This is a genomic window from Peribacillus sp. NPDC097198 (assembly GCF_044762055.1).
In the GTDB taxonomy this organism is placed as follows: Bacteria; Bacillota; Bacilli; order Bacillales; family DSM-1321; genus Peribacillus.
In genome coordinates this window covers 33,660-47,103 of the sequence record NZ_JBIWDO010000001.1, presented here as the reverse complement: position 1 = coordinate 47,103, position 13,444 = coordinate 33,660, and the positions used below count along the sequence as shown (strand labels likewise).

Genomic DNA, 13,444 nt, shown 5'->3' with positions numbered 1-13,444 from the left:
AGCTGATTGCATGCGCAATCAGCTTTTTTATGCGTAGAAGCAGATTTACAGGTAAGACTTCCTTATGATCCTATGAAATTTTATTGCATAATCCCAGAATTTATATTGCTAAACTGGAGTTTTGTGACATAATTAGAATAATTAAAATATTTGAATAACTTATCAGGTCATTTGGAGGGGTTTCTGTGTCAAAAGTGAATACGGCAATTATTGCTGGTGGGGGCATCGGCGGGCTTGTTACTGCCCTTAAACTTCACCGCGTTGGTGTATCAGTGCAAGTTTTTGAAAGTGTACAAACGATAAAAGCATTGGGAGTGGGCATCAATCTTCTTCCACATGCTGTACGGGTCCTTACGGAGCTTGGATTAGGGGAAGAACTTCAGAAGATTGGACTGCCTACGGCCGAGTTGAGTTTTTTCAATAAATACGGTCAACAAATTTGGCAGGAACCGAGGGGGTTGAATGCAGGATATCGGTGGCCACAATATTCCATCCATCGTGGAAGTCTGCTGATGCTGCTACTAAAAGCGGTCAAGGAAGAGTTGGGGGAAGACTCGGTCATAACCGGTCACCATCTATCTTCATTCCAACTGTTCGATGATTGCGTGGAAGCTCAATTTGTGAATAAAAAAACAGGGGAAAATCTAGGGGCATATAAAGCAGACATCATGATTGCAGCAGATGGCATCCATTCCACAGTTCGAAAATTCTATTATCCGAATGAAGGTGACCCTAAATTCAGCGGCCGGATTTTATGGCGTGGCATCACAGAATCGTCATCTTTTTTAACCGAGAAGACAATGATCATGGCTGGCTATCAAGACCAGAAATTCGTTGCTTATCCTGTCGATCCTTTGGCAGAGAGTGGTCGTTCGCTTATGAACTGGATTGCGGAGTTGACGATTGAAGGGGATGCGCCTTCCCGAAGTGATTGGAATCGGAAAGTAGAGAAGGAAGTCTTTGCACCAGCTTTCGCCGATTGGGATTTTGGATGGTTGAATGTACCTAAATTAATAGAGGAAACGGAGTCCGTTTTCGAATTCCCAATGGTCGATCGCGATCCTCTTCCACGCTGGTCCTTTGGCAGAATCACGTTGCTTGGTGATGCCGCACATCCGATGTACCCAATTGGTTCCAATGGAGCTTCCCAGGCGATACTGGATGCGGATGCGTTAGGGGAAGCCATTTTAAGTGGAGTACATGCAGAAGCGGCTTTATGTGCTTATGAAGAATCACGTCTTGAGAAGACGGCGGCCATCGTGCTGGCCAATCGTCAGAATGGACCGGAAGAGGTCATGCAAATTGTCGAGGACCGGGCTCCAGAGGGATTCGATCATTTACATGATGTCATATCACAACAGGAACTAGAAGATATTGCCAATAAATATAAACAAATTGCCGGTTTTGACCGTCATGTTTTAAATAGCAGATAAGGGTGAGCAGAATGGTTGAACATATTGTTTTGGTTAAGTTAAGTGATGATGTAACAGATGATCAAGTGGATGAATTGATTTCTAGGACTCTGTCTCTAAAAGATGTTATACCAGGTTTACTGGATATCCAGCAAGGAAGGAATTTTGCGGGGCGCAATCAAGGGTACGAGATAGGCATGACTGCCAGATTTGAGGACAGGACGACATTTGAAGCATACTTGCCGCATCCATCGCATCAAGCGATTCTTACCTATTTAGAAGAGATTGGACTTGAAGATTTAATTGTGGTCGACTTTGATACTAATTGATTAAAGGTGCGTGTCATACGCATCTGTCTGTTCTTTGGCTTTTGTGCTTCAACGTACTAAATAAAGGGAAGAAGGTGTAGGATTGAGGACAGTCCATGCTGGTGAAACGATAGATAAAAGTCGTTTTAACCTGTTTCACTTACTATTAATTTTTTGGGGTTTTTTCATTATCCTGGTCGACGGTTATGATGTGGTCATCTATGGTTCAATCGTTCCTTCATTGATTGAGGAGTGGTCCATATCATCGGTGACAGCGGGAGCAATCGGCAGTTATACGGTAATGGGTACGGTGGTCGGAGCGGTCTTTTTTGGCTACTTGGCCGATAAGGTCGGACGTAAGAAAATCATCTTATTTTGTACGGCTCTCTTCAGTCTTTTTACTGCTTTATCCGGGGTGGCTGGTGGACCAGTCTTGTTCACCGTTTTTCGTGTCATTTCAGGAATCGGACTGGGAGGCGTGATGCCGAACGTGATTGCCCTGACAACGGAGTACGCACCGAAAAAGATTCGGAGTGCGATGATTTCCTTTGTATTCTGTGGGTATTCGGTCGGAGCGATTGCAGCCGCCCTAGCCAGCCGTGCCATACTCCCGGAATTTGGATGGAGGCCGATTTTCTGGATTGCGGGTTTGCCGCTATTGGTCCTACCCTTTATAGCTAAAGCGATTCCAGAGTCGGCGGTCTTCCTATTGGAAAAAGGGAAAAACGAGGAAGTAAAGCAGATTCTTAAGAAAGTCAATCCAGAGTTAAGTTTGAATGGGGAGACAAGACTCGAAAGAACGGAAGCACCTGAACAAGGTTCAACCATTGTGAAATTATTTGAGAAAAAACGGGGGTTCAGTACGCTCATGTTTTGGATTTCCTGTTTCAGCTGCTTTGTCCTGATATACTCGATGAACACGTGGCTGCCCAAATTGATGATCCAGGCAGGGTATAGTTTAAGTTCTAGTTTGCTATTTGTTGCGATGATGAATGTCGGTGCGATCGTCGGAACGATTGCGTTCGGTCCGCTTACGGATAAACTAGGTTTCAAAAAAGTCATGATTCCCCTGTATGTATGTGGAGCCATTGCCCTTGCAAGCATCGGTCTTACACAAAATGCGGTGCTTGCCTATATATTGATTGGTTTCATCGGTGCATCGTCGGTCGGGGTGCAGAATATAAGCAACGCGATGGTATCACAATATTACCCACCTTCCATGCGCTCCAGTGGAGTGGGGGCATCGATGGCGTTCGGTCGCCTAGGTGGGATTTTTGCACCAACTTTTGTAGGCATCCTCTTAACGATGAACCTGCCAGCTCAAATGAACTTTTCCTTGATTGCAATCGCTGCGGTAGTAGGAGCGATCGCCATTGCTTTCGTTCAGGAAAAACATGCACATTACGGCATGGCCGGAGAAGGTCAACCCGAGGAGAAGCGGGCCGTTTAAATCATGAGACAAGGGGCTGTCTAATAAGTCCTTATTCCATTGAATTCCGCAAAAACAAAGAGGCAGAAATGTTGTTAAATCAACGTTTCTGCCTTTTACTATTTATTCAATTACGGGGTAATTACACCTTTTGGGACAGCCCCTGTGTCATTGAAACCTATTCAACAACCTGATGATAGACTTTCGTCAGGATCTTTTTATATGCCCGGTTCATTTCTTCCTCATCCACGTGTGTAAGGGTGCGATTGAACATGATCCATTCCCCGTTGACCATTACATGATGAATGGATGGTTCGCTCGTTTCAAGTAATAGATTATGCACGGTCGTGGAAAACTCGTCTGTATCGACCTCTGGAATAAGGGAGTTCTTTTTTATGAAGACAAGATCTGCATGAAATCCATCCTTGATTCTTCCACTCATGTTCTGATGATAGGCGGACGCGCCATTTTGCGTTGCCATTTGCCAGATGTTCTCCGCTGTGAACGGATGTGTCGGGGACATCGCTTTTAGTAGATAATAGGCGATTTTCATATTTTCCCATAAATCGGTACTGGCATAATCAGATCCCATGCAAACATTCACGCCTTTTTCAAGCATGCTGGATACGGGGGCTATACCTGCTCCAGTGCTTAGGTTCGAGACGGGACAATGGACGACAGAGGAACCTGCCTCAGCTAGTAAATCGATATCCATTTCATTCAAGTGAACGCCATGGAAAAAAATCGTCTTGTTATCGAGTAGCCCTTGCTCTTTATATAACTCGATGGATGACTTTCCGTATTGAGAATAAATCAGGTCCCTTCTCCATTGGTTTTCCATCCCATGCGTGGTATAGAGGGAATCAAAGTCCTTTTTACTAGAAACACAGAGAGCAAGGGTTTCATCCGTGATATCCTCTTCTTCTAGCAAATGCGTACCAAAGTTGACCTGCCCACTTTGCAGATCGTGATATTCCGGAATCTTCTCATAGGTATCGACAAAACCTTTCATTCCAATGCGGTTGATGGTTTCGGCAATCGCATCCGGCCAATTACTCGGCTCTGATTCACTGACGAACGTGATTCCTTTCTTCACCATATCTGCGTAAGCCTTCATACAAATCGTTTCATATTCCCTTCTGGTCAGTGCATCGATTTTATCAAAATAACCGGATTGAAGGTGTCCTTGTTTGCTGTCATTACACCACTCTTCAATTTTCATATCCCTTTGAAGTCCTTGGGCAGTTAATGAATAACCATGAAAATGAGCATTGTATAATCCAGGTATTAGTATATATCCTTCACAATCCATTTCTTCGACAGAAGCATTCCCTTCAGAGAGAGAAGGATTTGTGACGATTTTCCCTTCATGTATTAACAGATCTCCCCTTGAAATGGCATACTCTTCATTCAAATATGTTGCGTTTCTTAATAACATGCATTCCCCTGCCCTCTTAAATGATAGTGTTTAACAAATAATATTTATTTTACCACCATGTTCCATTTAATTTTTCCTTTTCTTAACCGATAAAAGAAAAGGAAACTATTACTCCTTGGGAACATATTTACCGTCCACTTTAATTGTGGGCTTTTTATATGAAAAGGGATAGATAAGCGTGACCATTACATAAGAAATAGAGGGGTAAAAAAGAATGAAATTATCCATAAAGAATAAGTTACTACTAAGCTTTTTTCTTGTCTCCATCATTTTTGGAGTTTCAGCTTTCATTTCTTATCACAGTATGAAAGATATGAACAAGAAGTATGATTATATTCTTGATAATATCTCCGAGGTTCAATCAATCACTCAAAGTATCCAGACGGATGCAGCACGTCAGGTAACGTATTTAAGAGGATATCTATTATATGAAACACCTGATATGAAAGAGAAGATGTATGAATCGAATGAAAACATCAATGAATTAATAAAAGAAGCGAGAGATTTGTCGCACTCAGATAAAATGACCAAAGAGCTCGATGGAATCAAAGCATCAAATGACGAATGGATTGAGGAGAGTCGTAAATCTGTAGAAGCGGTACGAGCCGATCCTGAAAAAGCCAAGTCCCTAGCCCGGGATAATGTGGTTCCCATCAGTACCAAAATGGTTGAGCAAACGAATTCATTCTATACATGGATCAAAGACGACATCATGGTGCAAAAGGTGAAAGAGGTTCAGGATAAATCTAAGTCGGCAACTAAGAAGATTATCATTCTAAGCCTGATAGCTTTCGTGCTTGCGATGGCTGATGGATTATTGATTTCAAACGTTATTTCCAAACCAATCGAGAAGTTGAGTAAAATGGCTAACCGGGTCGCTGAAGGAGATTTGAATATAGAAAAAATCGAGGTAAGAACCCGCGATGAGGTTTATGTGTTAAATCAATCTTTTGAAAAGATGACCCAAAATCTGCATCATACGATTACGGCCATCTCCTCCAATACGAATAAAGTTACATCATCGGCTGAGCAATTAAGTGTCAGTTCTGAACAATCGAAATTGGCAGCAGAAACAATTGCTCTTTCGATACAGGAAATCTCCGGGGCTTCTGAAAGTTCAACAAGGCAACTGGAAATTAGTCTCGGTTCACTGAATGAAGTGAGCCAGGGTGTGGAACGGATTACCGAAAGTACGGCTAGCATGTCAGAGCTTTCAAAAGAAACCGAGAAACAGGCAGAAGAGGGCAGCCACTATGTCGAGGAGAACTTGAAGCAAATGAGATTCATCCATGAATCGGTTAACCAATCGAATCAGGTTATCGATTCTTTATCGGAACGTTCTAATCAAATCGGGAATATTATCGATGTAATCACGGGCATTGCCGGACAGACGAATCTATTGGCATTAAATGCAGCAATCGAAGCGGCAAGGGCGGGCGAACATGGTAAGGGATTCGCCGTGGTGGCCGATGAAGTGAAGAAACTAGCTGAACAATCCCAGAACTCTACTAAATTGATCACGGATTTAATCATGGGGATGCAAGACGACACAAGGAATTCTGTTACGATCATGAAAGACGTGATGGATAATGCGGAACAGGGCGTGAAGGTTTCAGTGGAAACATCGAATAAATTCGCCCAGATCCTTCAAAGTACGAGAGACATTACTCCAAAAATCGAAGAAATCACGGCTTCCATTCAACAAATTTCAGTCAGTGTAGATGAAGTATCGGAAACGTCGAATAAATTAACGGCACACGCACAGGAAAATGCGGCCAATTCAGAAGAAGTGGCGGCTTCAACGGAAGAACAACTGGCATCGATGGAAGAAATCAATTCATCCGTGCATTCATTGACCTCTATGGCAGATGAGCTAAAGCAAGTGGTTCGTAAATTCCAGATTTAAAAAATGTATTTTTAGAAAAAAGCAGGCTTCCTGACATGGTCGGGAAGCCTGCTTTTTCATTATGGAGATATTTGATGTTGAGTAGGGAACCAAGGGGAAATCGAAAAAGCTTACGAAAAAACTTGCAAATAGTAATCATTACGTTTTATTATATGAAGGTAAACATCATAAACCGTAATCATGACGATTAAGGATATTTATAAAACATTTAGGAGGGAACAAACATGAGAGTAAACATTACCTTGGCATGTACAGAGACGGGAGATCGGAATTATATAACGACGAAAAATAAGCGAAACCATCCTGATCGAATCGAATTGAAAAAGTACTGCCCGCGCTTAAAGAAACACACACTTCACCGTGAAACAAAGTAATCCGGGTACAATATAATCATTTTTATAGAAGGGGAGATAACTAAGGTGGCAAAAAAGTCAAAGATAGCAAAGGCAAAAAAACAGCTGGAAACAGTAGAGAAGTATGCAGAGGTTCGACAGGAACTTAAAGTGAAAGGAGATTATGCAGCATTGGCCAAGCTCCCAAGGGATGCTTCGCCAACACGTATTCACAATCGGTGTGGAGTTACGGGAAGACCACGTGGATATATGCGGAAATTCAACATGTCCAGGATCGTTTTCCGTGACCTTGCACATATCGGGCAAATCGCGGGCATCAAAAAGGCAAGCTGGTAATCTAAGATAGAATGAAAAAGGTGATCACTGGGTATTTACACCCGGAATCACCTTCTTCTAGCATTTGATACTCTCCTATTCAAAACCCCGATAATTCTGTTGAAGTTCCTTCTGTTGAAGTTCCTTCTGTTGAAGTTCCTTCTGTTGAAGTTCCTTTCTTAACGTGGAAATCTCTTGGTTGATTCAAGTAGGTTTCATCATTTCTATTTTCCTAGTACATACTTAATTAGTTATTCATCTTTATCTACGACGGTAATAAAATCTGCCCTCAATACTTGAAAGTGGACGTATGATTTAGGGGTAAAATCCAAAACCTTTATCATTCTTCGAAAATTTTACCGGGTTAATCAAAAAGGTAAAAAGTTTAATGAGATATATGTACTAGATTAAGAGAATGTCGTTATTGTATTCCCTTTTCATCCGATACTTCATATAATTGAAGAATCTTACCGGAAGAAGGATGGAATATGCATATTTTTTGGACGATTTATTTAGGGATTTTAGGAACGGTGGCGATTGCTTTTTTGCTTAAAGGCCTTCGTACCCCCTCTTTAATAGTGGATTTCATCATTTCAGTTATTACGTGGATCGGACTATTTGGATTTGTGACGAATACAGCCATACTCACGCCTCTTATATGGAAATTCGTGTTTGTAGGTGGTTTGCTGTGGGATGTACTTTTCAGTTATATCGGAAAGCATGATGATGGAGAAGCAGCAATGGAAGATATATCGGGACGTGCGAAAAGTATCCTCATCGGAGTCACATTACTCATTACACTCGGACCGTTATATTATGGGTTATATCAATATGCATTCTAAAGGAAAGGGCCAATAGGGTCTTTTTTTGATTAGTTCCCTGTATTTTTTTAGTATGGTATGTTATTAAATGACAATAAGTAGTGATATTGAACTACTAAATGGATATGGGGGCTAATAATATGGGTTTTCTCAAAAGTGCCGGTGAAGGTGCGGGATGGTTAGTTGGCGGTGTGACTGGAGGCATTATTAAGGGAGTTGGAGAATTAACGGGATCTAAGTTCATCCAAGAGGTTGGCGATGGTGTTAAGAATTCAACGGAGTTCACAGGTAAGCAACTAGGGAATGTTGCTGAGGGAGTTTGGAATCTTGGAAGTGGACTAGTATCGAAAGATGATGGGAAGGTGGTTCAAGGGTTCAAGGATTTAGGGGACGGTGTTGGGAAAACAGCGAAAGCAGTGGGACAAGGTATTAAGGCGACGGTGGGGAATGTTGGAGATGTAGCCGGAGGACTTAGGGATGGAGACGAAACACGTTGGAAAGAAGGATTACGCAATGTGGGGAAAACAGTCGCCGTTGGTGCGTTGGGGGTATCCATTTTGGATATGGCGGACGTTATTGATGTAAATGGGAATGAAGGCGGATTGGGTGGTTCGGATCTTGCACTAGAAAATGGGTCAGATGGATCATATATAATAGAAGAAAATCATCAAGAACATGGTGTGGAACCTCATTGGCGGACATTGGAGAATGGAGAGAGAATTTGGATTGATGGTGATGGGGACAGCAGTATCAATCAATCCGTGGAAGAAGGCGGAGGTTGGAACCAGAGCAATCCCGATTACCGGATACCGGTAGACGAAGCTTGATAACTATTTATTTATTGGACTCATTAAAAAAAGCAGAAGCTGATCGCTCTGCTTTTTGTGTTCATCTCTGGAAGAACTCGATCCATTCTTTCTCTGGTCCGTATATGTAGAAATAGCGATAGCCGTTTGGCAAGGTGACGATTTCTTCATCAATCAGTTCGACATTCTCAAGGCTTTGGATCCGCGCGTATTCTTCTTCGATATCATCCACGGTAATGGCAAAGTGGTGAATCGTTGCTTCTGATGGCAACGTGTCACTATATCCTTGGATCAATTCAATTTCGGTTTCATCTGAACCGTCATACCCAAGAAAGGCAAGCTGAATGATACCATTCGTATGGGGTACACGCGCTTTCAATTTCAAATCCAACACTTCTTGATAAAAGGAGATGGATGTTTCTAGATCTCTTACAACGATGCCGATATGATCGACTTTCTTCATAGTCAAAGGGGATTCCTCCTTCTTGTTGTTATTAAGCAATATTAGTATATATGATTAGGTATAAAATTACAGCAATATAAACAAAATAGTCTGAATGATTTAAATTCTAGCGATTTCCCCCACTTTACTGGATTTTTTATTGAAAAGGAAAAGAATTGCCCTTTTTTAAAGCAAAAATTTGTTTCTGTATGGAATAGTAGATATACTATGGAAACAAACCCATTTTAAATGGACTTGAGAGGAGAGATTATGATGGGAAGTATTCGCGAAGGTGAAGTGTTTACCCTTACTGACGACAGTGATCAAGAGCACGAGGTTGAAGTTCTGGGAACATTGGATGTTGAAGGAACGGAATATGTAGCTGTAGGTTTGCTAGAAGACATTGAAGAAGACACAGAGGAAGATATCGATATTTTCTTTTTCAGAGTTGAAGGCGAAGGAGAGTTAAATGATATCGAAACGGACGAGGAGTTCGAAAAGGTATCATCTGCTTTCGAAGCGGCTTTTGATCCACAAGATTGATGACTAGAAAAGACGGCACATCTACGTGTCGTCTTTTCTTATGTATATCGTGTTAAATTATTGTGCGTATACCATGATAGTGGTTACATGCTATCCAATCTTAATAAGTTACATGCTTCTATGAACCGATAGTTGGAGAATGTAAATATAATACATTTAAAGGGAAGAGCTAAATCTGCATGACTGATTTAGCTTCTTTTTATTGGGTTTTCACTACATTGATAGTGAAAACTACTATAAAATACTGGTAAATGATTTACTGTTACTGTAAAATTGAGTAAGTGAATTTTCGGAATTGGAAAGGAATAAATCTGTTGAAAAAGCTAATTAATGATAGACAAGGGCAAGTGGAAGAAAAAGTAGATGATATCACAAAGCAGCTTCAATCTTTCATGGAACAAAGTGCGGATGCCATTTCCATCGTTGATCTAGATGGTAAAACCCTACAAGTTAATGCTGCCTTTGAGGAGTTTTTTGGCTGGATGAATGACGAGGTATTTGGTAAGCCTTTTCCGATCATCCCCGATTTCCTGAAGGAATCTGTTGACGAGTTGCATAATAGGGTCAAGTCGGGGGAACAAGAGAAGGGGTTCGAAACGGTCAGACAAAGAAAAGATGGCCAGCTAATTGATGTGAGCATCACCCTTTTTACGATCAGGAATAACGAAGATGAACCGACGGCATTGGCGTTCGTATACAGGGACATTACGAATCAAAAGTTGGCTGAAATAGCGTTGAGGGAGAGCGAAGAACGGTATCGCAACCTGATCGAGGTGTCACCTGAAGCAATCTTTGTGCATCGAAATGGAATCATTGAGTATATGAATCCCGAAGGTGCCAGAATGCTGGGCTTGTCTGTGGAAGAAATTATGGGGAAGTCCGTTTTTCAGTTCGTGCATCCCGATTCTCAAGACACGGTCGGCAAGCGAATAGAAGTGATGAGAGATGAGGGGAAGACGGTCGAGTTACTGGAGCAAAAGTTCAGGCGCTTTAATGGTGAAGTATTTTATGGTGAAACCATCGCCCTTCCGATTATTTATAAGGGACGACCGGCCATTCAGGTTTTCTGTAGAGATATTACCGAACGTAAGAAGACAGAAGAATTATTATGCAAGACGAATATGCTTTCTGCGGTCGGTCAGATGGCGGCGGGCATTGCCCATGAGATAAGGAATCCACTAACTGCCATCAAGGGATTTTTGCAATTAATGGGTGAAACGCCTGACAAGCAGGAATACCTTGACCTGTCAGTGAAGGAAGTGGACAAGATCGAACGGTTGGCTAAAGAGTTTTTATGTCTTGCCAATCCCCAATTGCAAACATGTGAACATACCCGGATACCTGCCATTTTAGATAGTGTCATAACGTTGGCCAAGCTTCAGGCGAATCTGAACGATGTCGAAATAACGATGGAAACTAAAGTCGACGATTCAACAGTATTTGGTGAACCTAATTTATTAAAGCAAGTGTTTACTAATGTAGTGAATAATGCGATTGAAGCCATGGAAAATGGCGGGAAACTTCATATCCAGTTGGATGAATATGATCCAGGGAACCTGGTCATCCGCTTCATTGATTCGGGTAGTGGGATGACAGAGGAACGAATGAAGCATTTAGGTGAGCCTTTTTATAGCACAACGGAAAAAGGGACCGGCCTGGGGCTAATGGTGAGTACAAAAATCATTCATGAGCATCAAGGGCAAATTAAATTTAGTAGCGAGGTCGGCAAAGGAACCACCGTCGATATCATCCTCCCTATTCAAAGGCACATTAAAAGGTGACGAGAGCCAGAGCTAACGTCACCTTTTGTTTTTTATAATTTGACGATTGTCCGTCCCCTTGCTTGACCTTTCAGTAAGGTAGGCAGGACATCGGGAAGTTCCTGCAAGGAAATTTCCTGTTGAATGAGCTGTTCTACATGATCCAACTTAAAGTCGGTTGCTAGGCGTTTCCAAACTTTCAGCCTCGTATCCATAGGGCAATTCACTGAATCGATGCCAAGCAAGCTGACGCCTCTCAAAATGAATGGGAAGACAGTCGAAGGCAGGTTTGTCCCTCCGGTTAATCCACTGACCGCCACCGATCCACCATATTTAACTTGGCTCAGGACAGAGGCCAATGTTTCTCCACCGACTGGGTCAACGGCACCAATCCATTTTTGCTTGCCAAGTGGACGAAGCGTGCCATCATAGACATCTTCACGGGATAAAATCTTCGTAGCGCCCAGTTCCTTTATGTACGCGTGTTCTGATTTTTTCCCGGTGCTCGCTTCTACCGAATAGCCGAGCTTGGAAAGAATCGAGACGGCAAAACTGCCGACGCCTCCAGTGGCTCCTGTGACGAGAACATTTCCGTCCTCTTGCTTGAGTCCATTTTCTTCTAGACGCATGATGGAAAGTGCAGCGGTGAAACCGGCAGTTCCGATAACCATGGCTTCTTTCAATGTTAGGCCTTCAGGGAGCGGGACAACCCACTCTGCTGGAATACGGGCGAACTCACTGTAGCCCCCGAAGTGTGAAACGCCAATCTCGTAGGAGGTGGCAATCACTTCGTCTCCTTCTTTGAAACGGGAATCCCTAGATGAAACGACAACACCTGCCAAATCGATGCCAGGGACAATCGGATAGCGGCCAACGATGTTTCCGTTAGGGATCGTCGCTAGGCTGTCTTTATAGTTCACGCCAGAATAATGCACGCGGATGAGCACTTCACCTTCTGGAAGATCGCTGAGTGAAAGTTGCTGAATGGTTAAGGAAAAGTCATCTTCTTGTTTGTTTACGAATAAGGCATCAAATTGTTGGGTCATTGTTTTTTCCTCCTTTTTTAGTGAATATTCCCTATTATAAGAGAAGAAACGCACGCTGTATAATAATTGAATCTGAAAACACAGCGCTTTCTTTTCTTTCTCTTGCTAAAAATGGTACTATTAAGACTGATTCAGTTCATTTTAAAGGAGATGTTTTATAATGGCTAAAAAAGGATACATATTGATGGAAAACGGAGAGAAAATCGAATTTGATCTTTTCCCTAATGAAGCACCAAACACAGTGGCTAACTTTGAGAACCTGGCAAACACAGGCTTTTACAATGGTGTAGTCTTTCACCGTGTCATCCCTGGCTTCGTAAGCCAAGGTGGAGATCCAACAGGTACAGGTGCAGGCGGAAGCGGCACACAAATCAAATGTGAAACAGCTGGAAACCCACACAAGCATGAAGCAGGCAGCTTGTCCATGGCGCATGCCGGAAAAGATACGGGCTCAAGCCAATTCTTTATCGTTCATGAACCACAACCGCATCTAAACGGTGTTCATACTGTATTCGGTAAAGTAACATCAGGTCTAGAAACGGCTAAAGCAATGAAAAATGGCGACAAAATGGAGAAAGTAGAAGTTTTTGACGCTGAATAATAAATGAAGAAAGAGGGGGCCGGCCTAGGCTCCCTCTTTTTCGTTATAATAGCTTTTTTAGTGGACCAAACAGGATGTTGAATATTTGTGTAGGTCCCGGCATTTCCGGAAAGAGTATGAGAAGGATTGCCAGAACCCATCCGATGGCCAGTAAAAGGACCACCGTTTTTTTCTCTCTTTTATGGGAGCGGTCGATTTTAGGATAGTTGAAAAGAAAAAGGAGGAAGAGTAAGACAGTCACTCCCAATATAACGGCCATTTTCA

General features: G+C 42.3%; 15 protein-coding genes. 11 read left to right on the top strand and 4 right to left on the bottom strand.

The annotated features are described in order from the left end of the window. Nucleotides 1–185: 185 nt before the first annotated feature. From ACIQXQ_RS00230 to ACIQXQ_RS00220, 3 genes are all read left to right on the top strand, one after another. Nucleotides 186–1,433, top strand: coding sequence for a flavin-dependent oxidoreductase (locus tag ACIQXQ_RS00230; RefSeq protein WP_402954202.1), 1,248 nt, complete (start codon nucleotides 186–188; stop codon nucleotides 1,431–1,433). Between the two features lie 11 nt (nucleotides 1,434–1,444). Beyond that, the gene (locus tag ACIQXQ_RS00225; protein WP_402954200.1) at nucleotides 1,445–1,741 is read left to right on the top strand and encodes a Dabb family protein; all 297 of its coding nucleotides are present in this window, start codon (nucleotides 1,445–1,447) and stop codon (nucleotides 1,739–1,741) included. Nucleotides 1,742–1,823: 82 nt separating this feature from the next. Continuing rightward, entirely contained in the window at nucleotides 1,824–3,170 is a 1,347-nt protein-coding gene (locus ACIQXQ_RS00220) for an MFS transporter (RefSeq protein WP_402954198.1), read from the top strand. 157 nt (nucleotides 3,171–3,327) lie between these two features. On the opposite strand, the gene ACIQXQ_RS00215 is transcribed toward ACIQXQ_RS00220, so the two are convergent. Continuing rightward, on the bottom strand, nucleotides 3,328–4,587 hold the full coding sequence (locus ACIQXQ_RS00215) for an amidohydrolase family protein (protein WP_402954196.1): 1,260 nt from the start codon (nucleotides 4,585–4,587) through the stop codon (nucleotides 3,328–3,330). A 214-nt stretch (nucleotides 4,588–4,801) separates the two neighbouring features. On the opposite strand from ACIQXQ_RS00215, the gene ACIQXQ_RS00210 reads away from it, so the two are divergent. From ACIQXQ_RS00210 to ACIQXQ_RS00190, 5 genes are all read left to right on the top strand, one after another. Further along, nucleotides 4,802–6,493, top strand: coding sequence for a methyl-accepting chemotaxis protein (locus tag ACIQXQ_RS00210; protein ID WP_402954194.1), 1,692 nt, complete (start codon nucleotides 4,802–4,804; stop codon nucleotides 6,491–6,493). A gap of 224 nt (nucleotides 6,494–6,717) precedes the next feature. Beyond that, a complete protein-coding gene (gene rpmG, locus ACIQXQ_RS00205) occupies nucleotides 6,718–6,867 on the top strand; it encodes a 50S ribosomal protein L33 (RefSeq protein ID WP_402871234.1) in 150 nt (49 codons plus the stop codon). Nucleotides 6,868–6,912: 45 nt separating this feature from the next. After that, entirely contained in the window at nucleotides 6,913–7,182 is a 270-nt protein-coding gene (gene rpsN, locus ACIQXQ_RS00200) for a 30S ribosomal protein S14 (protein WP_402871237.1), read from the top strand. A 467-nt stretch (nucleotides 7,183–7,649) separates the two neighbouring features. After that, nucleotides 7,650–8,003, top strand: coding sequence for a hypothetical protein (locus ACIQXQ_RS00195; protein WP_402871239.1), 354 nt, complete (start codon nucleotides 7,650–7,652; stop codon nucleotides 8,001–8,003). Between the two features lie 119 nt (nucleotides 8,004–8,122). After that, complete coding sequence (locus ACIQXQ_RS00190) at nucleotides 8,123–8,809, top strand: hypothetical protein (RefSeq protein WP_402954192.1); 687 nt, start codon at nucleotides 8,123–8,125, stop codon at nucleotides 8,807–8,809. 61 nt (nucleotides 8,810–8,870) lie between these two features. Here ACIQXQ_RS00190 and ACIQXQ_RS00185 read toward each other — a convergent pair whose 3' ends face one another. Further along, nucleotides 8,871–9,251: a VOC family protein gene (locus ACIQXQ_RS00185; protein WP_402955105.1), complete on the bottom strand. Its 381-nt coding sequence runs from the start codon at nucleotides 9,249–9,251 to the stop codon at nucleotides 8,871–8,873. 252 nt (nucleotides 9,252–9,503) lie between these two features. On the opposite strand from ACIQXQ_RS00185, the gene ACIQXQ_RS00180 reads away from it, so the two are divergent. Both ACIQXQ_RS00180 and ACIQXQ_RS00175 read left to right on the top strand, forming a co-directional pair. After that, nucleotides 9,504–9,773 (top strand): DUF1292 domain-containing protein, encoded by a 270-nt coding sequence (locus tag ACIQXQ_RS00180; protein WP_402871248.1) that lies wholly within the window; start codon nucleotides 9,504–9,506, stop codon nucleotides 9,771–9,773. Between the two features lie 314 nt (nucleotides 9,774–10,087). Beyond that, nucleotides 10,088–11,554, top strand: coding sequence for a PAS domain-containing sensor histidine kinase (locus tag ACIQXQ_RS00175; protein WP_402871251.1), 1,467 nt, complete (start codon nucleotides 10,088–10,090; stop codon nucleotides 11,552–11,554). A 32-nt stretch (nucleotides 11,555–11,586) separates the two neighbouring features. Here ACIQXQ_RS00175 and ACIQXQ_RS00170 read toward each other — a convergent pair whose 3' ends face one another. Then, the gene (locus ACIQXQ_RS00170; protein ID WP_402954190.1) at nucleotides 11,587–12,579 is read right to left on the bottom strand and encodes an NADPH:quinone oxidoreductase family protein; all 993 of its coding nucleotides are present in this window, start codon (nucleotides 12,577–12,579) and stop codon (nucleotides 11,587–11,589) included. 160 nt (nucleotides 12,580–12,739) lie between these two features. On the opposite strand from ACIQXQ_RS00170, the gene ACIQXQ_RS00165 reads away from it, so the two are divergent. Then, nucleotides 12,740–13,180 (top strand): peptidylprolyl isomerase, encoded by a 441-nt coding sequence (locus ACIQXQ_RS00165; RefSeq protein ID WP_251540275.1) that lies wholly within the window; start codon nucleotides 12,740–12,742, stop codon nucleotides 13,178–13,180. A gap of 43 nt (nucleotides 13,181–13,223) precedes the next feature. Here the strand turns inward: ACIQXQ_RS00165 and ACIQXQ_RS00160 are convergent, their stop codons facing one another. Further along, on the bottom strand, nucleotides 13,224–13,439 hold the full coding sequence (locus tag ACIQXQ_RS00160) for a hypothetical protein (RefSeq protein WP_402955102.1): 216 nt from the start codon (nucleotides 13,437–13,439) through the stop codon (nucleotides 13,224–13,226). Between the last annotated feature and the right edge of the window lie 5 nt (nucleotides 13,440–13,444).